Below are 21,404 nucleotides of genomic sequence, written 5' to 3' on the forward strand. Positions count from 1 at the left end.
ACGGGATGGAGCGTTTCAACAAGGTCCTCATCGCGAACCGGGGTGAAATCGCGGTGCGGGTGATTCGCACCTGCAAGCGGCTCGGCTTCCGGACGGTGGCGGTGTTCTCGGAGGCGGACCGGGGCGCGCCGCACGTGCTCGCCGCGGACGAGGCGGTGCCCATCGGCCCGTCGCCCGCGAAGGAGTCGTACCTGGTCATCGAGAAGCTCATCGGCGCGGCGAAGGCGTCGGGGGCACAGGCCATCCACCCGGGCTACGGCTTCCTCTCCGAGAACGCGGCCTTCGCGCGCGCGTGCAAGGACGCGGGGCTGGTGTTCATCGGCCCGGACGCGGAGGCCATCACGCTGATGGGCAACAAGCGTCAGGCCAAGCTGAGGATGATTGCGGCGGGCGTGCCGTGCATCCCGGGTTACGAGGCCTCGGACGCGGACGACGAGGCACTGGCGAAGGAGGGCGAGCGCATCGGCTTCCCGCTGATGGTGAAGGCGGCCGCGGGCGGCGGTGGTCGCGGCATGCGACTGGTGCACGAGGCGTCGCAGCTGAAGGCCGCGCTGAAGGGCGCCCGCTCCGAGGCGGCGAACGCGTTCGGCAGCGGTGAGCTCATCCTGGAGCGCGCGGTCATCAACGCGAGGCACGTGGAGATTCAAGTCTTCGCGGACGAGCACGGCAACGCGGTGCACCTGGGCGAGCGCGACTGCTCGGTGCAGCGGCGTCACCAGAAGGTCGTCGAGGAGAGCCCGTCACCCGCGGTGCACCCGCTGCTGCGCGAGAAGATGGGGCAGGTGGCCGTGACGGCGGCCAGGGCGATTGCCTACAAGGGCGCGGGCACCATCGAGTTCCTGCTGGCGCCGAACGGCGAGTTCTACTTCATGGAGATGAACACGCGTCTCCAGGTGGAGCACCCCGTCACCGAGCAGATTACCGGGCTGGATTTGGTGGAGTGGCAGCTGCGGGTCGCCTCCGGTGAGAAGCTGCCGCGCGCGCAGGAGGACATCACCTGGACGGGCCACGCCATCGAGGTGCGGCTGTGCGCCGAGGACCCGGCGAACCAGTACGCGCCGCAGGCGGGGAGGCTGCTCACGTGGCGGCTGCCTTCTCGTGAAGGCGTGCGCATCGACCACGGCGTGCGCGAGGGGCAGGACATCCCGCCCTTCTACGACTCCATGCAGGCGAAGGTGATTGCGTACGGCGCGGACCGAGAGATGGCGCGGCGGCGGCTCGTGGAGGCGCTGCACGAACTCACCGTGTTCGGTGTCACGACGAACAAGGACCTGCTGCTGCATGTGCTGGAGGATGGCGCGTTCCGCTCGGGGGCATACGATACGGGCTTCATCGGCAAGCACGCGGACGGCGCGACGCTGGAGCGGCTGTACCGCACGAGCACTCGCGAGCGGGCGCTGGCGGCGGTGGCGCTGTTCCATGACGAGGCGCTGCGGCTCTCCAGGACGAGCGGAGTGGATGCCTCGCTGGTGAACTGGAACACGGCGTATTCGCACGCGGTGACGATGACGCTCGAGGACCGGAGCGGCGAGGCGAAGGTCTCCGTGCGCCCGTTGACGTCGGAGCAGTACGAGGTCGTCACGGGCGAGGAGAAGCTGGAGGTCTCCGTGCTGGGCCTCGCGGAGGGCGTATTCGACTACGCCGTCGCGGGGGCTCGGGGGCGAGGGCGGTATCTGCGCGCTGGGGACTCGCTGTGGCTGGACCTGGGCTCGGGGGCGCGGTGCCTCGCGGACGTGACGTTCCGTCCGCCGAAGTCGGCGGAGGGCGCGGGGACGGGACGGCTGCTCGCGCCGATGGACGGCCGCATCCTGCGCGTGGAGACGAAGCCCGGGGCCACGGTGAAGCCGGGGGACGTGCTCGTCGTCCTGGAGGCGATGAAGATGGAGTTCCAGCTCGTCGCGGACATCCCGGGCACGGTCGAGGCGGTGAACGCCTCGGTGGGTGGTCAGGTGAGCGCCAAGGCGTTGTTGGTGGTGCTGACCCCGGAGGCGAAGCCGAAGGAAGCGTGAGGTCGCGAGCAGCGGAGGCTCGCTCGTGCCTCTGTGTCTGGCGCCCTCGGTGGTCAGCACGCACAGCGCGTCGAACGAATGGGTGATACGAGGTGCGATTCAGGAGGAAGTGATTCTGTGCGCGCGCCGCCGTGCCAGCACCATGGCGGTGGCCAGCGCGCACAGCGTCAGGGCGCCCACCCACAGTCCTGGCACCAGTCCGGGCGTCCGATAGCGCATCACCACGAGGTGTTCCCCCGCGGGCACCTCCACCGCGCGCACCGCGACATTGGCAGGAAGGATGGGCACGGACGCGCCGTCGAGGGTCGCGGACCAGCCGGGCTGGAGGGCGTCGTTGACCACCAGCACCGCGGGAGCGGCGGCCTCCACCTTCACCTCGAGATGCTCCGGTGTCACCCGGTTCACGGTGACATGGCCCGTTCCCGAGCCCTCCGCCACGGGCAGCGGCTCCGCGCACTCGATGACCGCCACCTCGCGACGGGGCAGCTCGGGCGCGCTCATGCGCAGCAGCGCTTCCTCGACCGAAGGAACGCACTCCGGTCGAGCCAGATGGATGCGCGGCGGCGCGTCCGGGTGGGTCAGCAACGTCAGCCCGAAGAGCGGGTCCTCCGCCGCAACCTGCGCGCGCGGCGGCAGTCCGCCCGACAACTCCTCGGTGCGCGCCAGCGAGAACGGCGTGGACAGACGAGGAGCGAGCACTCCGAACCAGCGCTCCAGATCTCCCTTGAGCTTGCGTACGCGGAGGCTCTCTCCGGGCAGGTAGCCCCCCGCGCTCTCGATGCCCCAGAACACCGGGGTGTCCGGCGCGAGCGCCGCCGTCTGCGCCAGGCTCAGCCGGTCCTTGTAGTCGTAGCCCTGGAGCCGTGGAGCACCATAGGACTTCACTCGCGTCATCACCCGCACGGGTTCCCCCGGGGGGACGGAGGCAAGGACCTGCTGGGCGAAGGGAGGCGGCGTCTCCAGGATTTCCGCGGGTGACACCTGATAGAGCGGTCCGTTCTCCAGGAAGAGCGCCACGCCCTGCACCACGACAAGTCCCGCGGCGAGGCGCGGGCGCCACGCCACCAGGGCGCACAAGAGCGCCAGCACCGCCGCTGTCGATGCCATCCGAACCACGTTGTGGGACAGGCCTTCCAGGGCGGGAGCGGGAATGTCCGGCCAGTGCGGCAGCACCCAGCCGTGTGTCCAGAGTCCGCCGAGCGACTCTCCCAACGCGATGGCGCCGCAGACGGCCGCCACCGAGCCCCCCGCGATGATGACCGCGCGCGCGTTGCCTCCCGGAGACAGGCACTGTCGCCAGCCCCACCCCGCGGCCACCGCGAGGCCCAGCACGAGAAAGGGGCCCAGCTTCTCCGGGTAGCGGAAGGGCCGCCACAAAGGCAGCACCTGATACACCCAGCCATAGACGGGCAGCGCCTGCCCCAGCGCGAGCAGCAATAGCAGCACCCACGCCGCCACCAGCACCCACGAGCGTCCCCGCCGCCACGAGCTCCCCACACCCGCCAGCGCCAGGACGAAGGCAGGCGTGCCGACGTAGAGCGAGTCCACCCACGCCCGCGTGAAGCCCCCGACGTAGACGAGCTTGCGCACCACGGCTTCCGGGATGCCGCGCATGCCCTGCGCGTCGGTGAGGAAGGGCCCGACCCACAGCTCCGCGAGGCGCAGTGGGTGCAACGAGAAGCGTTGTGCCTCCACCACGGAGCGGGCGCCAGGCTCGCCGCTCGACACCAGCCCCGCTGCGGGAAGCAACTGCGGCGCCGCCAGCAGTCCTCCCGTGACCACCAGCAGCAGACACGCTCCCACGCGTCGCGGCCACGTCTCCGAGGCGCGCAAGGGCTCCACGCACGCGAGCAGCACGCCCAGCGCCTGCACCACGGCGAACGCCTGTGCGTCTCCGGCAAACGCGACCAGGGCGAGCAGCAGACCGCCCGTCGCGAGCCGCCCCGGAGTCTGCTCTCGAATGAATCGCAGCACCCCCCACAGGGCCACGGGCAAGGCCGTGGCGGACAGGAGGTAGGTCGGATTGTTGGTGATGCAGACCAGGTATCCGCTGAAGGTGAACGTCAGCGCGCCGAACAAGGCCCCGGCCCGGGAAACGCGCAGCTCGCGCAGGAGCGCTGTCGTCCCGAGGAATGCGAGCGTGAAGCTCAGCATCATCGTGACCTTCACCGCGGTGCCAAGCGGCAGCAGCAGGTGGAGGAGCGTGGTGGGGTGGAAGGCGCCCGAGATGAAGATGGCGGTGAACGACTGGCCGAAGCCGTCGAAGGGGAACCAGTCCGGGAACTGTCCCTGGGATACGCGCGAGGCCCAGTAAGCGCGTATCGGATAGAAGACCCGCAGCGTGTCGCCTGCGAGGAAGACATCGCGCGAGAAGGTTGCCCGGAAGAAGAAGACCCCGGGCAGCGCGAGCGCCAGCACTCCGAGCAGCCAACCCCAAGCGCGGCGGTCATCGTCCGCCCGGTGGGGCGTTTCCATCGAGGCTCCCGAGAGGAGGTTTCTGTGTCGCCATCGTCCGCTGTTCCCGTCTCGACGCCAAGCGCCCTCTGCGCGCCGCGCCTCCGGGGGGGAGCTGGGAATGCGTCTCAGCGATTTCTCCCCGGGAGCAGTATCAGCAGTCCGGTGACACAGAGCGCGGCGCCCGCGGCGCAGACGCCCGTCCAGCCGGCGTGGGTCCACGCGGTGGTGCCGAGCCAGGAGCCGGCCGCGCCGCCGGCGAAGTAGGTCACCATGTAGAGCGTGTTGAGGCGGCTGCGAGCCTCGGGGCGCAGGGCGTAGACGCGGGTCTGGTTGGAGATGTGGTTGCCCTGGGCGCCCAGGTCGAGCAGCACCACGCCCAGGGCGATGCCCCACAGCCAGCGCCCCAGGGGCCACATCACGACGAAGGACAGCAGCAGCACGCCGATGGCGAACATGTTGATGCGCCGGCCTCCGTGCGAGTCCGCGTAGCGACCGACGACGGGGGCGATGAGCGCGCCCACCACGCCGACGACGCCGAAGAGTCCGGCGACCTGGGGGCCGTAGTGCTCGGGGAGGCTCTCCAGATACAGGGCGAGCGTGGACCAGAAGACGCTGAAGGCGCCGAAGGTGAGGGCGCCGAGCACCGCGTGGATGCGCAGCACGGGCTCGGTGCGCGCCAGGTGCACGAGCGAGCGCATCAGCTCCGGGTACGGCATGGCGGCCACGGGCGGCTGCGAGGGCAGGGTGAAGCGCAGCACGACGGCGAGCAGGAGCATGAAGCCCGCGGCGAGCCAGAACATGGCGCGCCAGCCCAGGTGGGTGCCCACGAAGCCAGCGGCGGTGCGGGACAGGAGGATGCCGATGAGCAGGCCGCTCATCACGGTGCCCACCACGCGGCCGCGCTGCGCCGCGGGGGCGAGGTGCGCGGCGAAGGGGACGAGGAGCTGGGGGACGACGGTGGTGGCGCCCACGAGGAAGCTGGCGATGACGAGCCAGGGCAGGGTGGGAGCGAGCGCGGCGCCGACGAGGGCCAGGCTCACGAGCGCGGACATGGTGACGATGACGCGTCGGCGCTCCAGGCTGTCGCCGAGCGGGACGATGAGCAGCATGCCCGCCGCGTAGCCCACCTGGGTGAGCGTGGGCACCAGGCCGAGCATCCCGCCCGAGGCCCCGAGGTCCCGGCCGATGTCTCCGAGCAGGGGCTGGTTGTAATAGAGGTTGGCGGCGGTCGCGCCGGAGGCGGCGGCCATGAGCCACACGAGTCCGGGGCTGAGCGTGGCGTGCGGCGATTCGGAAGGTGCTGACGTGGACATGGCGGACGCGGCGCACTCTCCACCCGGGGGCAGGTCGGGTCCAGCGCCGTCATGCTCGCTTGCTCTGGAGGTGCCACACACGGTCCGAGTGCGGGCCGGTATAGGCTCCGAGCATGGCTGGAGTCCCCTCGTCCGGAAGTCTGCCTGTCATCGAGATGTCCCCGCTGTTCGACGCGTCCCGCTCCGAGGCTCGGCGGCAGGTGGCGCGAGACATCGAGCAGGCGTGTCGTGACACGGGCTTCTTCTACGTCTCGGGGCACGGTGTGCCCGACGTGCTCCTCGCGCGCATGGAGGAGCTGAGTCACCGCTTCTTCGCGCTGCCGCGTGAGGCGAAGGAGGCGATGGACATGTCGCGGGGTGGCGCCGCGTGGCGAGGGTGGTTTCCGTTGGGTGGAGAGCTCACGTCGGGCAAGCCTGACCGCAAGGAGGGGCTCTACCTGGGCACGGAGCTGGGGCCCGAGCATCCGCGCGTGAAGGCGGGCTGGCCGTTGCACGGCGCGAACCTGTGGCCCGTGGATTTGCCGGAGCTGCGCGGCGTGGTGCTCGAGTACATGGACCGCGTCACGCGCGCGGCGCATGCGCTGATGGAGGGTGTGGCGGAGAGCCTGGGGTTGGAGCGGGACTACTTCCACCGTGCGTACACGGCGGACCCGACGGTGCTGTTCCGCATCTTCCACTATCCGGCGGAGCCGGAGCCCGTGGACGGTGAGGAGCGCTGGGGCGTGGGTGAGCACACGGACTATGGGTTGCTGACGCTGCTCGCGCAGGACGCGAACGGTGGGCTGCAGGTGAAGTCGCGACGGGGTTGGGTCGAGGCTCCGCCGATTCCCGGGACGTTGGTGTGCAACATCGGGGACATGCTCGATCGGCTCACGGGAGGTTGGTATCGCTCCACGCCGCACAGGGTGAAGAACGTGAGCGGGCGGGACCGGCTCTCGTTCCCGTTGTTCTTCGACCCGGACTTCGCCGCGGAGGTGCCACCGCTTCCGAACGTGGCCGTGGATGAGGACCGTGCGCAGCGATGGGATGGTGCGAGCGTCCATGCGTTCAGCGGGACGTATGGAGACTATCTGCTGGGGAAGGTGTCGAAGGTGTTTCCCCAGCTCGTGCGGCGGGTGCTGTAGCTTGGGTTTCGCATGTCTCCCAAGCCCCAGCCCTACACGACGCTCCCCGGTGCGCGGTTCGAATCCCTGGCCGCGGATGAGGGCCTCGCGCGCTACGACCTGCTCGGGGTCAGCGATGATTCGGTGAACTACGAGGACCTCTTCGGCGGAGGTGACGTCAACTTCGTGGTGCACGAGGGCACGCTCTCGCTGAGGGGGCCGACGTACGTGGGCAATGAGGACCCCCTGGTGTGTGTCGTCGAAGGCGATGTCATCGTCGACGGTCCGCTGGTGATTCGGGACGTGGGCGTCTACGTGCCGCTGTGGATCAAGGGCTCGCTGATTGCGCGAGACCTGTTGCTGAGCGACGAGTCCCAGGTGTTCATCGAGGGGGATGCGCTCAAGGAGAAGCGGGTTCCCACACTGAGCTCGTCACAGTCCTGGGTCGAGCACGTGCTGGCGGGACAGCGGCTGTTGCGCGACTGAGGATGCTCAGGCTTCTTCGTCGGGCAGGAGCGTACGGAGAAGCTCGTCGTCGGGACCGAGTGGGCGCCATCCCGTGGGGGGTGGGTTGGCGAAGAGAGCGTCGCTCACCTGGTCAACCCGCGCCTTGTGGCTCTCTGGCGTGAAGGAGTACCAGCCGGCCAGCACGCGCGCTGCCTTGAAGCGGTTTTCGTTCTCGAGCGGGAACGGCCAACCGCTTGGAAGATGCGTGTGCAATTCGCGCACGAACTGTCCACGAACCAAGCGGGTGACCTGATGGCTTCGCTCCGCTTCTTCTACGAGGCCGCTGAACACCTGCACTCCGGCGATGTCGTCCGGGCCCAGTTCCTCGGCCAACGCCACAAGCGAAGCAGTAGGGCGAGCTTCTGCAAATGCGGTGAGAGACTCATGACCGCGTTCACGAACACGCTCATACAGGCGGACCTTCCAGTTCCCCTGCCAGGAACGTCCATCGGTCATCGGCCGCGCCCCGAAACGACTTTGCGCGGGATGTCGTAGCTCTTCATTTGATCGGCGACGATGTCGAGGATCTCGTTTCGCGTCAACGTTCGGCCATATCTGGCCTCGGTTCGCAGAAGTTCATCCATGATCATCCGGTTCCACTCTCTTGGCCACGTGCGCCCCAGCTTCCAGTTGCCACCACCGTGAATCGCTTCATGCTGGGACTGCTCCAACCGGACGCAGAACTGGTCGATGTCCATGTCACCCTTGAAGCCGCGCTGCTCGAACCACGTGCGGTGCTCTCTCGGTAGGACATGGTGCTTCGGCGGCTCGGCCATGCCCGCGCCCGCTCTGTCCGTCACCCGCATGCCGCGCACCTCGGGGCTGTCTCCCAGTGCCTCTCGCACGCCCTCGGGCAGTTCCTCGTTCGCCTGGGCCATCAGCACCTGGCCCCCGTGGATGCGGACCGCCGCGCTCACCGCCGGCGCGGAGATGACGCCCGCCTGCACCAGCCGCCGCCCCGCCATCCGGAGCAGCGCCAGCTCCATGTCCGAGTCCTCTACCTCCGAGGCCTCGCCCATCCAGACCATCGCGCTCCCCAGCTCGCCACGCGCCCACGTCAGCTGCCGCGTCCCCTGCTCGAGATACCTCCCGAACACCCCATCGAACCCCCGGCCCCCGAAGTCCGACGGCCGCTCCTCGAGCACGGCAAGCGCCGCCCTGCTCTCACCCAGGGACCCCTTCACCTCATCGACGGAGTGCAGGGCCGCGCCATGCACCGACGCCACGTCCTCGCGCCCACCCCGTGTCGAGCCCTCACTGAACCGCTGGTACCGCAGCAGCCCGTGGTCCTCGGAGGCACAGCCCATCACGAGCCACAACACCACCACCATCCATCGCGCCATACCCATCCCAAAGCAAAGGGCCCGTCACCCACCCGGATGACGAGCCCGCTCCAACCCAGACGAACAGCCGCTTCAGCGCGACGTCGGCGCCTCACCTCGGGGAATCATCCGTCCCCCGAGCATCGTGATTCGCTTCGCCGCCAGTCGCTCCCGGGCGTCCGGGTGGATGTCCTGCGGCGTCCACGTCAGGTCGTGGTCGAACTCCACGTGCACGGACTCGACACCCTCCTGGCCCGTGAGCCGCTGCTCGATCTCCCGCATGAAGTACGCGGCCATCATGCACATGGGCGAGGTGATGTGCAGACGCACCGTCACCTTCCCTTCCTGATGAACCACGCTCTCGATGAGCCCCATCTCCCCGATGCCCAGCGGCACGCCCGTGGCCAGGCTGCACGGGTCCGGAATCCCCTGGATGCGCTCGCGCAGCGCGCTCTCCACGGGCGTCACGGCCGCCCTCCCTGGTAGCTGTACGGCTGGATGTTCCCCTTCGCCTTCTTGCGCGCGAACTCGTCGTTCGCGATGCGCTTCTTCACCGCCTCCACGTCCACGCCCGCGTAGCGCGCGTAGTTGTCGCAGAGAATCATCCGCTTCACCTCGGGCGTCACCTGCATGCCGCACACCTGGGTGAGCTCCTCGGGCAGCTGGAAGTCGTTCCAGAACTTCTCCAGCGCCGGCTGCGGGTGGCTGAACACCGTGCCGGAGCCCCACATGATTTTCGCGGGGCCCGCCCACTTGAGCAGCTGCGCCAGCGACTCGGCGAACCAGCGCTCGCGCTTCACCAAGAGCGCCCCCGTGACCTCCAGGTTCACGTACACGTTGGGGAACAGCGACAGTTGCATGCCCGTCTCGTCCAGGAACGCCATGCCGCCGTGGACGATTTCGAAGTTCAGGTCCGGGAACGCATCCGCCGCGCCGCCGATGTCGTCGACCTTGTACGCCTCGATGGGCACCGCCCCCATCGGCAGGCCCTTGTGCACCGCGATGTTCTTGATGCCCAGCTTCTGCGCCCGCTCGAACAGCGGGAACGCGATGCGCGGGTCATCCATCCGCCAGCCCGTGTGCTTGAACGAGTCCCCCAGCCACGCCGCCGGATAGAGCTTCAGGCCCGTGGGCTTGAGCTCCTCCACCTGCTTCTCCAGGTCCTCCAGCGCCGCCGTGCCCCGCAGCGGGTCCACGCCCGCGTACACCAGGAAGCGGTCCGGGAAGCGCCGCTTGATGTCGAGCGTCTTCTCGTACGAGCACAGCCCGTCCGTGTAGAGCGTCTGCAGCGGCAGCACGTGGTGCACCGCGAGGTCGACGTCGCTCTCCACGAAGAGGATGTGGGCCAGCTCGTCCACGGACCAGTCCTTCATGAACTGCTCCGGCTTCACGACACGGTGCGTGTCGCCGGACAGCCCCGAGTGCAGGCCGAAGATGAGCTGGGCCAGGGATTCGGCGTACTTCCCGGCACGCCAGTTGGACGGGTGCAGGTTGTACGCGTGCGTAACCGCATCGATGACGAATCCGCCGCCAATCACCAGGGAACTCCCTTCAGGGGCGCGCCGGGACATCCGGCGCGGTGGTTTCACTCCAGGCCGGAGACATCACCGTCAACCCCGACGGCCAATACCTCTCCGACCAGCTGCTGAATCATCTGCGCGTCGAACGGCTTCTCGATGCGCGGGTTGGGGATGCGCTCCAGGAACTGCCGCGCCCGGGCCGTGTACGAGCCGCCGGTGATGAAAATGAAGCGCAGGCTCAACCCCGGCTCCCGCTCGCGCACCCGCTCGTAGACGTCCATGCCGGTGATGCCCGGCATCATCAGGTCACAGAAGATGGCGTCGAAGGGAGCGCCCGAGTCCAGCTTCGCCAACGCCTCCTCGCCGCTGCTCACCACCGTCACCTGGTGGCGCTTGCCGATGATGCGCGCCAGCGAGCGACCCACCGCGGGCTCGTCGTCGATGACCAGCATCCGGCCGGCGCGCTCGGACGAGGGCGGCAGCAGCACGGGCACCTCGCGAGGCGCCGCGTCCGCGGGCGCGGGGGGCAGCAGCACCGTGAAGGTCGTCCCGTGGCCCGGCTCGCTGCGCACCGTGATGTCGCCGCCCAGGCCGCGCATGATGCCGTGGCAGATGGACAACCCCAGGCCCGTGCCCGAGCCCACCGCCTTGGTCGTGAAGAACGGGTCGAAGATGCGCGCGAGCACGCTGGGCGGCATGCCGCTGCCCGAGTCGCTCACGTCCACCGCGACGCCGCCATGCGGCCCCGGGCGCACCCAGAGCGTCACGTGCTGGTTCGTCGGGTCCCCCTCGGGGATGGCCTGCGCCGCGTTGACGACGAGGTTCAGGAACACCTGCCCCAGCCGAGACGCGTCCGCGTGCACCAGCGGCACGTCCTCGTACTTCTTGATGACCTGGGCGCGCGGGCGCAGCTCGCTGGAGGCCAGCTTGAGCGAGAACTCCAGCGACTCGCGCACGTCGAGCAGCTCGCGCCGCTCCTCGTCCTGGCGGGAGATGTACTTCAGGTCCCGGACGATGTTGCGCACGCGGGTGGCGCCTTCGTGCGCCTCCTTGAGCAGCTCCACCGTGTCCTTCAGGGTCATGGACCAGCTCGGCGCGAGCGCGCCGTCGGGCAGCATCCTCCCCAGCTCGCCGCCCAGCCGGTGCATCGCGTCCAGGGCCGACTCCAGGTTGGCCATGACGTAGGTGAGCGGGTTGTTGATTTCGTGGCCCACGCCCGCGGCCAGCGTGCCCGCGAGCACCATCCGGTCCGATTGGAGCAGCTGGGCCTGCATGCGCTTGCGCTCGGTGATGTCGCGCGCCATCACCACGACGGCGCCCACGCCGTCGAAGTCCACGGGCAGCCCCGCGCTCTCCGCGTCGAACCAGGTGCCGTCTCGGCGCAGGTAGCGAATCTCGCGCAGCGGGGCCAGCTCGCCCCGGGCCACCACCGCGTGCACGCGCTGGCGCACCATGTCCAGGTCGTCCGGGTGGACGATGGTCCAGATGGACCGGCCGATGAGCTCGCTGGCGTGCTCGTACCGCAGCGCGCGCAGCAGCGTGGGGTTCACGTACACGAAGCGCTGGTCGCGGTGGACGAAGATGACCTCGGGCGCCGTCTCGATGAGCTTGCGGAAGCTCTCCTCGGAGCGGTGCAGGGCCTCCTCGGTGCGCTTGCGCTCGGTGACGTCCTCGAAGGCGAACAGCCGGTAGCGGGACTCGTCGCCGCTGGCGCCCATGGGCGTGGACAGCCGGCGCAGGGTGCGGCCGTTGGTCAGCTGCGCCTCGTCCGCGTGCAGCGGAGGCGGGGTGTCTGCCTCCGTCGGGGAGACCAGGCGCAGCACGCTCGCGGCCTCACCCGCGCGCAGGCAGTGGCCGAGCACATCCTCGTGGGTCACCTGCCCCTTGCGGATGGCGCTCTCCAGCGACTCGATGCCCCACAGCTGGCAGAAGCGGCGGTTGGCGTAGAGCACCGCGCCCGTGCGCACCTCCACCACGTAGAGGCCCAGGGGCAGGCTGTCGCTCATCGCCCACGGCGGCAGCGGACCGCCGGGCTCGGAGGTGGTGGGGCCGGGCTCGAGCGCGGGAGGCGACTCCAGCCTGCGCACCGTGCAGTACAGCGGGCCGCCCACCGCGGAGCATGCCACGCTCCACACCAGCCACGCCCACGTGCCGTCCCGACAGCGCCACCGGCAGGAGAAGCGGGTGGTGCCCATCCTCCGCGCCAGCGACTCCAACCGGGAGTCCACCTGGGCGAGGTCCTCGGGATGGATGAAGCCCCGATAGCCCTCCAGCCGCAGCTCCGTGGGAGACCAACCCACCGTCACGTTCCAGGCCGGGTTGGCTTCCAGAATCCGTCCCTGCGAGCCCAGCACCGCGAACAGCTCGGTCGAGAGCTCGAAGAATCGGTGAGCCCACTGCTCCATCAACATTGCGTTCCTTCGACGTCCTGAGGCTCGACACACCACGGCCCTGGGGGGAGGTCATGGCGTCGCTGGGGTGCGTGACGGGGACTAACGTGCCTTCAGCGACATAGACACCATTTCTGGAAAAAATGCATGTCCGTATTTCTTTGACCCAGGGGAGTGAGTGGGTGCCCGGGTGCAGGGCAACCACAGGGCCGAGCCCCTGACGGTGGGGCTCAATTCCTGTCGCATTGCTGGAACCGCGCGAGCGCTCAAGTGGGGCGGCGCAACAGATAGAAGACGTAGCCGTAGGCGTGGCCATGGTGACGGTAGAGGTCCGTCTCGCGGTGGGCGCCGGCGATGACCTGGCGGAGGGTCTCGTCGGCGGTGGGGGCGAGGCGCCGGGCGCGCTCGAGCAGCGGGGTGTAGTAGTCGTCCCACCACGCGGAGGGCGGGAGGGTGAAGGTGCCCAGCACCTCCATGCCCGCGGCGAGCGCGGCGGCGCGGTTCTCCTCGATGGTGCCCATGGTGGGGTAGCCCTCGGTCCAGAACTCCACGGCCTCGGCGGGGCGGGTGTCGGTGAGCCAGGTGCACTCGGTGATGGCGGCGAGGCCGCCGGGTGCGAGCAGGGGCCGCCAGCGCGTGAGGCCGGGGCCGAAGCCCAGATGGTAGATGGCGCCCTCGGACCAGAGCAGGTCGACGGATTCGTGGGGGAGGTCGAGCGCACCCATGTCCTGACAGCGTGTCTGGATGAAGGCTTGCAGTCCTCGCGCGCGGGCGTCCTGCTCCAACTGCTGGAGGAAGGGGGGGTGGAGATCCACCGCGAGGATGGAGGTCCGCAAGGCTTCGGCGAGCGCCAGCGTCTGTCTTCCGTTGCCGCAGCCCAGGTCCACGACGCGGGGGGCGGGTGGCAGGGAGGGGAGGCGTCCCAATGCCTCACGTGTGCAGGCATCACTGCCAGGGCCCAACCGTGGCAGGTCGCTGTAGAGGGTGAAGAAGGCTTCGTCTGTCGTCATGGGCTCGTTCTTCGCTGAAGACCACAGTTGCCCACCCGTGGATGGCGCTGTGGCTGTAAAATTGAACCACTTCCTGGGAAAAGATTGTCCGCTTGTACGCTGAGTGAGGTGCCGGGCTTGACGGCGTTGCGAATGATCTTCAACATGCCCGCCACGTTTCCTCCCAAAGAGTGAGACGCAGCGGCGGCTATCGCCTCCCCCAAAAGCGATACCGCCGTATGAAGTCCCAGTTGAGCCCCGCGCGCCGCGTTCCCCCTCTCGGCGCGCGGTGGCCCCTGGGATTCTCCGAAATCCTCTCCAGCTTCACCAGGCAAGCGTCCGTGACTCGCACGGTGCGTCGAGCGCATCTGGCTTGCGAGCCCTGAGGGCCGGGCGGAGAGTGGGCGCCTCTTCCGGAGGTCCTCTTGCCCGTCTCCACGCTCATCCTGTCGTCATCCCTGGCGCTGCAGCTCGTGTCGGGCGCCGCCCCCGCCGCTCCCGCGAAGTCCGCCGCGCCCGCGAAGAAGGCGTATGCGCCGCCGCTGGCCGTGGCGGAGAAGCTGGTGGGCTCCGCGCTGACGGAAGGACACTCCTACGCGCGGCTCGCGGAGCTGACGGATGGGATTGGCCCGCGCCTGTCGGGCTCCGAGGGCGCCGCCGCCGCGGTGCAGTGGGCCCTCAAGAGCTTCAAGGCCGACGGCGTGAAGGCATGGACCGAGCCCGTGAAGGTGCCTCGCTGGGTGCGCGGCGAGGAGCGCGCGGAGATTCTCCCTTCCGCCACCACGCGCGGCCACCCGCTGTTCATCCTCGCGCTGGGTGGCAGCCCGCCCACGGCCCCCGAGGGCCTCACCGCCGAGGTGGTGGAGGTGACGTCGCTGGAGGCGCTCGCCACGCTGGGTGACTCGGTGAAGGGGAAGATCGTCTTCTTCAACCACACCATGTCGTCGCCCGCGGACTACGGCCGCTTCGCGGGGCTGCGCGGCCGAGGCCCGGCGCTCGCGGCGAAGGCGGGCGCGGTGGGCTCGCTGGTGCGCTCGCTGGCCACGGCGTCGCTGCGCACGCCGCACACGGGCTCCACCCGCTTCGATGACGAGGGGCCTCGCATCCCCGCCGCGTCGGTGACGACGGAGGAGGCGGACCAGCTGCACCGCCTGCTCGCGAAGGGCCCGGTTCGCGTGAAGATGGTGCTCGGGTGCTCGGAGCTCCCGGACGCGGACTCGCACAACGTGGTCGCGGAGATTCGGGGCCGCGAGAAGCCGCAGGAAATCGTCCTCATCAGCGCGCACCTGGACTCGTGGGACGTGGGGACGGGCGCGCATGACGACGGAGCGGGCGTGGTGATGGTGATGGAGGCCGCGCGGCTCATCGCGAAGCTGCCCCAGGCGCCCCGGCGCACGGTGCGGGTGGTGCTGTACATGAACGAGGAGAACGGCCTGCGCGGTGGCCGCGCGTACGCGGAGGCGCACGCGGCGGAGCTGTCCAGGCACGTGGCCGCCATGGAGATGGACTCGGGTGGCGGGCGGCCGGTGGCGGTGAGCCTGCGCTCTGGGCCGGGTGGCAAGGAGCTGCTGGAGCCGTGGCTGTCGCCGCTGGTGGCGCTCGGCGCGGCGCAGTTCTCCCCGCGCGAGGCCGGGGGCGCGGACATCAGCCCGCTGCTCCCCGCGCGCGTGCCGTTCTTCGGCGTGGAGGTGGACGCGAGCCGCTACTTCGATGTGCACCACACGCACGCGGACACGTTGGACAAGGTGGACCCGCAGGACCTGGCGCGCAGCACGGCCGCCACCGCGTGGGTGACGTATGCGATGGCCGAGTCCCCGGACACGCTCGCGCGGCCGGAGGCTCCGGCTGCGCCCCCGGGTGGCGGGGCTCCCGTGGCCGCCCCTGCGAAGGCTTCGTCGGGGCACTGAGCAGAGGAGGGGCTCGGGACTCCGGGCCCCTCCGTGGCGCCTGGACGGGCTCTGGGTGTCCGTGACTTAATTTTGTCGATAATCGAGTGATAGCTATCAGCGAGCTAGCTGGTTGCTAGGAATCGTAGCAGTATCGACAAAATTGAATGAAGCCCGATAGACCCCACTTCAGGGAAGAGTTCTGGAAGGACCCGCCGACGCTTCCGGCGGGCGTGGAGCTGGTGCGTCAGGAGGGGTTGATCATCCCGCGGACCGGTCCGGGAGGGGAGTCGGCGTATGACCTCGCGGAGGTCCGACTTCCGGAGGCCAGGGTCCCGGTGCTGTTGAGCTACCGCGCGCCCCTGTTCCCCGCGCAGGTGGTGGCCCAGAAGGACAAGCTGCTGTCGCTCCGCGAGCAGCTTCGTCACCGGGAAACGGACTTCGACAAGCTGCCGACCTTCCGTGTGCCGATGCTCGTCACCGACTCCGCGTCGCCTCGCGTGGTCGAGGCCTGCGCGAACGAAGAGCTCGCGCTGGTGGATCAACGCGGCACGTTCTTCCTGCGCACCGGGAGCACCTTCATCCGGATTCAGGGGCGCGGCTCCTCGAACCGCGTCCCTCGCGAGCCGGTGTTCCACGGCAAGGGCAGTCGCATCGTGCGCGCGCTGCTCGAGTCCCCCGGCCGTCGCTGGACGGTGCGCGCCCTCTCGGACCAGACCCAGACGAGCTACGCGTATGCGCATGGGGTCATCAAGCGACTCACCCAGGAGGGACTGGTGGACGTCGGTGGCGGCGTGCGCCTTCGCGAGCCCGTGGGTCTGCTCAAGACGTGGATGAAGCACGGACGTCCCACGGCCATCTCGAAGGAGGGGTTCAACGCGCCCTCCACGACGTCCCAGGCGCTCGAGGCGGGGTATCGGAGGCTGAGCTCCCAGGGGATTCGCTCCATCTTCTCCCTGGCGAGTGCCCTTGAACCCGAGGAGCGGTTCGTCTCGGGGCTGCCCCACGGGCTCTATCTCTCCGGTTCGCAGGAGGCGGCCATCCGCGCCTTCGAGCTGCGCCGGATGACGCCGCACAACTTCTGGATTCTCCGCGCGGAGCCCTCCGCGGAGACGGAGGTGGGAGGCATCTATTCCAGTCCGCGCGCCCTCCCGCATGGCCCGGGCGTGGCGCTCCCCCAACTGGCCGTGGACTTCCAGCACAGCGGCGGGCGTGGTGAGGAACAGGCGGACGAGCTGCTGCGTCGCTTCGCGAGGTCGTTGCCGCTCGTCGAGGACTTCGAGTGACCGACGAGGAGCGGTTCGACGAAATCCTGGGCGAGCTCCGGGAGCTGTTGCTCGACCTGGGAGCGCTGTCGACGCCCGTGATGCTCATCGGTGGACAGGTGCTCGCGTTGGAGTCGAAGCGCCGCGGAGGCTCGGGGTCATCGCCGTCGAGACGGACACGGGCGTGGCCGTGGAGCGGGGGTTCTCGTTCGAGCCCGACCTGCTGTTCGACATGGACGGCTCGGAGTTCATGGCGGGCCGGCTCCCCGAGGTCTTCTCGGGACGAGGCTTCTCCCGACGCTCGAAGGGTTACCGTTGGTCGAAGGACCTGCCCAGTGGTCAGCGCATGGACCTGGACCTCTTCGCGCCGGGCGATGTGGAGGTCGACGCGCTCCCCACGCAGATGACGCCGCTGCTGGACTCTCGCGTCGCCTTGCGTCGGAGCCAGCAGGTGTCGCTCACCGTGGGCGGAAAGTCCCTGGCGATTCTGTTGCCCGACGCGGTGGGCTTCCTCACGATGAAGGAGCGCGCCAAGCGCGAACATCGTCCCGAGAAGTCCAAGGACAGCTTCGACATGTTCGTCTACGTCAAGCTGGTGGGCGCGCAGTCCACGCGCGAGGCGCTCGACTCGGCGGGTGACGAGGGTGAGCGGCTGCGAGCGCGGCTGAAGACGCTCTTCTGGAGCAGGGACGCGGCGGGCGTTCGGGATGTCCTCACGTACGCGTCGCAGCATTCCTCCGACGAGCAGGAGTTGTTGGCGCAGGCCGTCGTCGACCTGTTCGACGAGCTGTGAGGTCCACGCACACTCGTGGGGGGGCGGGGACAGGCACCCGCCCGCTCGCTCTCCGAGGTCTCCGTTGACGCTCCGGGTTCGTCATGGTTGCTTCGCGCCCGGCCCGGCTCGGCCCGCCGGGGGGTGGTGAGCGCCTCGTGAAAGTGAATGCCGGAGACTCGCGAAGCCTTCGCGACCATGCCTTCTCCTCCGTGGTGGGCTGGCTCGCCGTGGAAGCAAGGCGTCTGCCCAATCCCGTGCCGCTGCTGTCGGGCCTGTGTGAACGGCTGACGGCGTGCGGTGTGCCCGTGTCGCGCGCCTCCATCGTCCTCTTCACGCTGCACCCGCTCCTGCACGCCCGGAGCTTCCGCTGGCGCGTCGGACATGGCGCCACCGCCGAGGTCCACCCCCACGGCCTCCAGCACCTGCCCGCGTTCTCGAAGAGCCCCTTCAAGGCCCTGCGCGAGGGGCTGCCCGTCATCCACCGCCGCCTGGAGCAGCCGCTCCCGGACGGCGACTTCCCCATGTTCACCGAGCTGCGCGCCGAGGGGCTCACCGAGTACCTCGCGCTGCCGGTGTGCTTCAGCGATGACTCGCGCCACGGCGTCTCCTGGGCCACCTCCGAACCCGGGGGCTTCACGGACGCGCACCGCGCCCTGCTCCACGAGCTGCAGCCCATCCTGGAGCTGGTGCTGGAGGTCTTCGCGCGCAAGGACATGACGGGCGTGCTGCTCGACACGTACCTGGGCCGCGACGCGGGGCGCCGCGTCCTCCAGGGACAGATTCGGCGCGGCGACGGCGAGACGACCTCCGCCGTCATCTGCCTGAGCGACTTGCGCAGCTTCACCGCGCTGTCGGATGCGCTGCCCCGTGACGCATTGCTCGAGCTGCTCAACGCCTACTTCGAGACGATGGTCGGCGCGTTCCACTCGCACGGCGCGGAGGTGCTCAAGTTCATGGGCGACGCCGTGCTGGCCATCTTCCGCATCGACGACCACGCCCTCGTGGAGGACCGCTGCGCCGCCGCCGCGCGCACCGTGCACGAGGCGGTGCGTGCCAGCGAGCAGGACAACGCCTCGCGCCGCCGCAGGGGCCTGCCCACCTACGAGTTCGGCGCGTCGCTCCACGTCGGCGACGTGATGTACGGGAACATCGGCGCGTCGGACCGGCTCGACTTCACCGTCATCGGCCCGGCGGTGAACCTGGCCAGCCGCATCGCGGGCCTGTGCGCGGGGCTCAACGAGCCCGTGCTCCTCTCCGAGTCCTTCGTCTCCCACTACCGTGGCGACGTGAAGGACCTGGGGCACCACCCCGTCAAGGGCGTGCCCCACCCCGTGCGCATCTACACGCTCGACTCGGAGTCCTCCGCGCTCACCGCCGCGTGAGCCCGGCGCTGTCCGGTCCGTGGTGGTGACGCCCGGCACACCGCCCCGGCGCCCTCGCGCACTGGCGTGTGTACCGGCGCAAGGCCCGGTCCGCCTCCGTGCTCGTTGCGCGCCGCCGAGCTCATTCCGTGGGTGCCGGTGCCCGCGCGCGCCCGCGTTGCAGGGGTTGTTCGGGCAGCCGCAGTGTCACCAGGAACGCGAGCAGCGCGACGAAGATGGCGCAGCGGTACACCGCCTCCACCGCCCGCGTGAAGGACTCCTTCAGCGCCAGCGCTGTCCGGTCGACCGCCTCCAGCGCCCGCTGTTCCTTCGCGTCCACAGTGGAGAGCGCTGACGCCGCGGCAGGCTGCTCGCGCGCATCGGAGGGCGCCGTTTCCTTCGCACGTTGCTCCCGTACCTCCGGGCGCTGAAAGGCCTGCCGCTCGGCCTCCAGCTCCGCGCGCACGCGCTCCTTCACCTTCTCTGCCTGGAAGGCCGACTGCGCGGGGCCCGCCTCGCTCCCGTCGACACCGGGCACCGCGGACGCCAGCTCGGCGCGCAGCTTCGGCGGCAGTCCCTCCGTGGCGCTCGCCACGCGGGTGCCCAGCTGATGCGACAGCGTCGTCGCGAACACCGCGCCGAGCAGCGCCACGCCCAGCGTCATCCCGAGCTGACGGAAGAACGTGGCCATCGCCGTGGCCACGCCGATGCGCTGGGGTGACACCGCGTTCTGGATGGCCAGCGTGTAGAGCGGAATCGACGGTCCCAGGCCCACGCCCACCAGGACCATCTTCACCGTGACCTCCGTCTGCGTCGACGTGGGCGTCAGCGTGAACCCCATCACCGTGAAGCCCACCATCAACACCACCAGCGAGCCCAGCATCAGCCCCTTGTACCGGCCGATGCGCGACACCAGCTGACCGCTGAGGATGTTGCCCGCCACCACGCCCAACGTCAGCGGCGTCAACGTCAGCCCCGCGTGCGTGGCCGACAGCCCCACCACGTTCACCATGAACAGCGGCAGGAACACCACGCCCGACAGGAACACCGCGCCGATGACGAACACCGCCGCGTTCCCCAGCGCGAACGTCCGGTCCTGGAACAGCTTCAGGTCCAGCAGCGGCTCCTGCGCGCGCCTCTCCTCGCGCAGGAACAACACCGTCCCCGCCGCCGCGAGCGCGAACAACCCCAGCACCTGCCACGAACCCCACGCCCAGCCGCCACCGTGCGCCACCTGCTCCGCGCCACGCCCCAGGCTGAGCGCGAGCAGGAGCGGCACCACCGCCAGCGCCAGCAGCACCGCGCCCGTCACATCCAGCCTCCCGCGCGAGGCCCCCGGAGGCTTGAGCGCCGGCATGCGCGAGAGCACGAGCGCGAGCGCCACCGCGCCCACCGGCAGGTTGATGAAGAACACCCAGTGCCACCCCAGCCGGTCCGTGATGAAGCCTCCCGCCAGCGGCCCCACCACGCTCGACAGGCCGAACATCGCGCCGAACAGGCCCTGGTACTTGCCTCGCTCGCGCGGCGGATAGAGGTCCGCCACCACCGACAGCGACGCGGTGAAGAGCGCCGCGCTGCCCACCCCCTGCACCGCGCGGTACAGGATGAGCGTCAGCGTCGAGCGCGACACGCCGCACAGGAAGCTGCCCAGCAGGAACACGACGATTCCCGCCGCCAGCACAATGCGCCGGCCCAGCAGGTCCGACAGCTTCCCCCACACGGGCACCATCATCGTCGACGCGACCAGGTACGACGTCGTCAGCCATGGATAGAGCGCGGGAGAGATGCCCAGGTCCGCCTGGATGGAGGGACCCGCCGTGGCGACAATCGTCTGGTCCAGCGCCGCGAGCAGCAGCCCGAGCAGCGCGCCCGACATCGTGAACACCCTCTGTGCACGGGTGAACGTGAAGGGCGCGGCGGCGGTGTTCGCGGCGGACGGAGCCATGGTCTGGAGGCGTCCTCCGACGCGGAGCGCCACCGATGAAGGTGACGCCTGCGCGCGGGATGCGCCAGCGCTCATGCACGGCAGGTTGCTCGTCGAACATCCCCGCGCACCGGCAGACGTCACGTCCCCGCGCGTCGAGCGCGCACCGGCGCTTCGCTTGACAGTCCGAAGAGGCGAACAGTACATACCGCCCCATGTTGGTGCTCGGACCTCGGTCCGAGCTTAAAAGGGAACCCGGTTCGAATCCGGGGCTGCCCCGCAGCGGTAAGTGAGAACGAGCCTCGTCATCCGCACTGGTTCCCCTGGGGAGCTGGGAAGCGACGAGTCGTAGGAAGCCGGCCCCCAAGGCCGAAGCGCTCACGAGCCCGAAGACCTGCCCGCATCCGACCGTGGGAGAAATCCACGGACGGTTTCGACCTGGAGCCGCGTGGGACGGCCGGAAGGTTCGAGCGGCGCTCGTGCCTCGACGGGCCCTCACGCACGCTCGACTTCTCCGACCTCCATCCCCCGTGTCTCCAGTCGCCCGTGGGGGCGAAGGTCGGTCCGTGGGCTCCAGTCGGGG

Annotated in this window: 16 protein-coding genes and 1 riboswitch; of the genes, 7 read left to right on the forward strand and 9 right to left on the reverse strand. The window is 69.6% G+C overall.

What is annotated here, in order from left to right:
* The first annotated feature begins 5 nt into the window (after positions 1 to 5).
* Positions 6 to 2,009 (forward strand): acetyl-CoA carboxylase biotin carboxylase subunit, encoded by a 2,004-nt coding sequence (locus K8625_RS26490; RefSeq protein ID WP_223784252.1) that lies wholly within the window; start codon positions 6 to 8, stop codon positions 2,007 to 2,009.
* 99 nt (positions 2,010 to 2,108) lie between these two features.
* On the opposite strand, the gene K8625_RS26495 is transcribed toward K8625_RS26490, so the two are convergent.
* Positions 2,109 to 4,484: a YfhO family protein gene (locus tag K8625_RS26495; RefSeq protein WP_223784253.1), complete on the reverse strand. Its 2,376-nt coding sequence runs from the start codon at positions 4,482 to 4,484 to the stop codon at positions 2,109 to 2,111.
* A gap of 107 nt (positions 4,485 to 4,591) precedes the next feature.
* The gene (locus K8625_RS26500) at positions 4,592 to 5,779 is read right to left on the reverse strand and encodes an MFS transporter (protein WP_223784254.1); all 1,188 of its coding nucleotides are present in this window, start codon (positions 5,777 to 5,779) and stop codon (positions 4,592 to 4,594) included.
* 113 nt (positions 5,780 to 5,892) lie between these two features.
* Between K8625_RS26500 and K8625_RS26505 the strand changes: the two genes are divergently transcribed.
* Positions 5,893 to 6,903 carry an isopenicillin N synthase family oxygenase gene (locus tag K8625_RS26505; RefSeq protein WP_223784255.1) on the forward strand — a complete coding sequence of 337 codons (1,011 nt, stop codon included), beginning with the start codon at positions 5,893 to 5,895 and terminating at the stop codon, positions 6,901 to 6,903.
* A gap of 12 nt (positions 6,904 to 6,915) precedes the next feature.
* A complete protein-coding gene (locus K8625_RS26510; RefSeq protein WP_223784256.1) occupies positions 6,916 to 7,368 on the forward strand; it encodes a hypothetical protein in 453 nt (150 codons plus the stop codon).
* Positions 7,369 to 7,374: 6 nt separating this feature from the next.
* On the opposite strand, the gene K8625_RS26515 is transcribed toward K8625_RS26510, so the two are convergent.
* The 6 genes from K8625_RS26515 to K8625_RS26540 form a co-directional block, all read right to left on the reverse strand.
* Positions 7,375 to 7,845 (reverse strand): NUDIX hydrolase, encoded by a 471-nt coding sequence (locus K8625_RS26515; RefSeq protein WP_223784257.1) that lies wholly within the window; start codon positions 7,843 to 7,845, stop codon positions 7,375 to 7,377.
* A complete protein-coding gene (locus tag K8625_RS26520) occupies positions 7,842 to 8,732 on the reverse strand; it encodes a DUF2380 domain-containing protein (protein WP_223784258.1) in 891 nt (296 codons plus the stop codon). Before K8625_RS26520 ends, K8625_RS26515 begins: the two co-directional genes overlap by 4 nt.
* Positions 8,733 to 8,804: 72 nt before the next feature.
* Positions 8,805 to 9,179 (reverse strand): iron-sulfur cluster assembly protein, encoded by a 375-nt coding sequence (locus K8625_RS26525; protein WP_223784259.1) that lies wholly within the window; start codon positions 9,177 to 9,179, stop codon positions 8,805 to 8,807.
* A complete protein-coding gene (locus K8625_RS26530; RefSeq protein ID WP_141324563.1) occupies positions 9,176 to 10,249 on the reverse strand; it encodes an amidohydrolase family protein in 1,074 nt (357 codons plus the stop codon). Before K8625_RS26530 ends, K8625_RS26525 begins: the two co-directional genes overlap by 4 nt.
* Positions 10,250 to 10,296: 47 nt before the next feature.
* The gene (locus K8625_RS26535) at positions 10,297 to 12,636 is read right to left on the reverse strand and encodes a PAS domain S-box protein (RefSeq protein ID WP_223784260.1); all 2,340 of its coding nucleotides are present in this window, start codon (positions 12,634 to 12,636) and stop codon (positions 10,297 to 10,299) included.
* Positions 12,637 to 12,887: 251 nt separating this feature from the next.
* Positions 12,888 to 13,631 (reverse strand): cyclopropane-fatty-acyl-phospholipid synthase family protein, encoded by a 744-nt coding sequence (locus K8625_RS26540; protein ID WP_223784261.1) that lies wholly within the window; start codon positions 13,629 to 13,631, stop codon positions 12,888 to 12,890.
* 404 nt (positions 13,632 to 14,035) lie between these two features.
* Between K8625_RS26540 and K8625_RS26545 the strand changes: the two genes are divergently transcribed.
* The 4 genes from K8625_RS26545 to K8625_RS44560 all read left to right on the forward strand — a co-directional run bounded on the left by K8625_RS26545 (position 14,036) and on the right by K8625_RS44560 (position 18,918).
* On the forward strand, positions 14,036 to 15,517 hold the full coding sequence (locus K8625_RS26545) for a M20/M25/M40 family metallo-hydrolase (protein WP_223784262.1): 1,482 nt from the start codon (positions 14,036 to 14,038) through the stop codon (positions 15,515 to 15,517).
* Positions 15,518 to 15,663: 146 nt separating this feature from the next.
* A complete protein-coding gene (locus K8625_RS26550) occupies positions 15,664 to 16,782 on the forward strand; it encodes a hypothetical protein (RefSeq protein ID WP_223749414.1) in 1,119 nt (372 codons plus the stop codon).
* Positions 16,783 to 16,945: 163 nt separating this feature from the next.
* Entirely contained in the window at positions 16,946 to 17,554 is a 609-nt protein-coding gene (locus tag K8625_RS26555; RefSeq protein WP_223784263.1) for a hypothetical protein, read from the forward strand.
* 137 nt (positions 17,555 to 17,691) lie between these two features.
* Complete coding sequence (locus K8625_RS44560; protein ID WP_223749412.1) at positions 17,692 to 18,918, forward strand: adenylate/guanylate cyclase domain-containing protein; 1,227 nt, start codon at positions 17,692 to 17,694, stop codon at positions 18,916 to 18,918.
* Positions 18,919 to 19,039: 121 nt separating this feature from the next.
* On the opposite strand, the gene K8625_RS26565 is transcribed toward K8625_RS44560, so the two are convergent.
* On the reverse strand, positions 19,040 to 20,842 hold the full coding sequence (locus K8625_RS26565) for an MDR family MFS transporter (RefSeq protein WP_223784264.1): 1,803 nt from the start codon (positions 20,840 to 20,842) through the stop codon (positions 19,040 to 19,042).
* A gap of 181 nt (positions 20,843 to 21,023) precedes the next feature.
* Positions 21,024 to 21,238, forward strand: a riboswitch (cobalamin riboswitch).
* The last annotated feature ends 166 nt before the right edge of the window (positions 21,239 to 21,404 follow it).

This window comes from Myxococcus sp. AS-1-15 (assembly GCF_020037055.1).
Taxonomy (GTDB): Bacteria; Myxococcota; Myxococcia; order Myxococcales; family Myxococcaceae; genus Myxococcus; species Myxococcus fulvus.

What these genes read in the sequence shown, in the direction of transcription:
- K8625_RS26490 (WP_223784252.1), top strand. Translation starts at nt 6, where the DNA reads ATGGAGCGTTTCAACAAGGTCCTCATCGCGAACCGGGGTGAAATCGCG.
- K8625_RS26495 (WP_223784253.1), bottom strand. Translation starts at nt 4,484, where the DNA reads ATGGAAACGCCCCACCGGGCGGACGATGACCGCCGCGCTTGGGGTTGG.
- K8625_RS26500 (WP_223784254.1), bottom strand. Translation starts at nt 5,779, where the DNA reads ATGTCCACGTCAGCACCTTCCGAATCGCCGCACGCCACGCTCAGCCCC.
- K8625_RS26505 (WP_223784255.1), top strand. Translation starts at nt 5,893, where the DNA reads ATGGCTGGAGTCCCCTCGTCCGGAAGTCTGCCTGTCATCGAGATGTCC.
- K8625_RS26510 (WP_223784256.1), top strand. Translation starts at nt 6,916, where the DNA reads ATGTCTCCCAAGCCCCAGCCCTACACGACGCTCCCCGGTGCGCGGTTC.
- K8625_RS26515 (WP_223784257.1), bottom strand. Translation starts at nt 7,845, where the DNA reads ATGACCGATGGACGTTCCTGGCAGGGGAACTGGAAGGTCCGCCTGTAT.
- K8625_RS26520 (WP_223784258.1), bottom strand. Translation starts at nt 8,732, where the DNA reads ATGGCGCGATGGATGGTGGTGGTGTTGTGGCTCGTGATGGGCTGTGCC.
- K8625_RS26535 (WP_223784260.1), bottom strand. Translation starts at nt 12,636, where the DNA reads ATGGAGCAGTGGGCTCACCGATTCTTCGAGCTCTCGACCGAGCTGTTC.
- K8625_RS26540 (WP_223784261.1), bottom strand. Translation starts at nt 13,631, where the DNA reads ATGACGACAGACGAAGCCTTCTTCACCCTCTACAGCGACCTGCCACGG.
- K8625_RS26550 (WP_223749414.1), top strand. Translation starts at nt 15,664, where the DNA reads ATGAAGCCCGATAGACCCCACTTCAGGGAAGAGTTCTGGAAGGACCCG.
- K8625_RS26565 (WP_223784264.1), bottom strand. Translation starts at nt 20,842, where the DNA reads ATGGCTCCGTCCGCCGCGAACACCGCCGCCGCGCCCTTCACGTTCACC.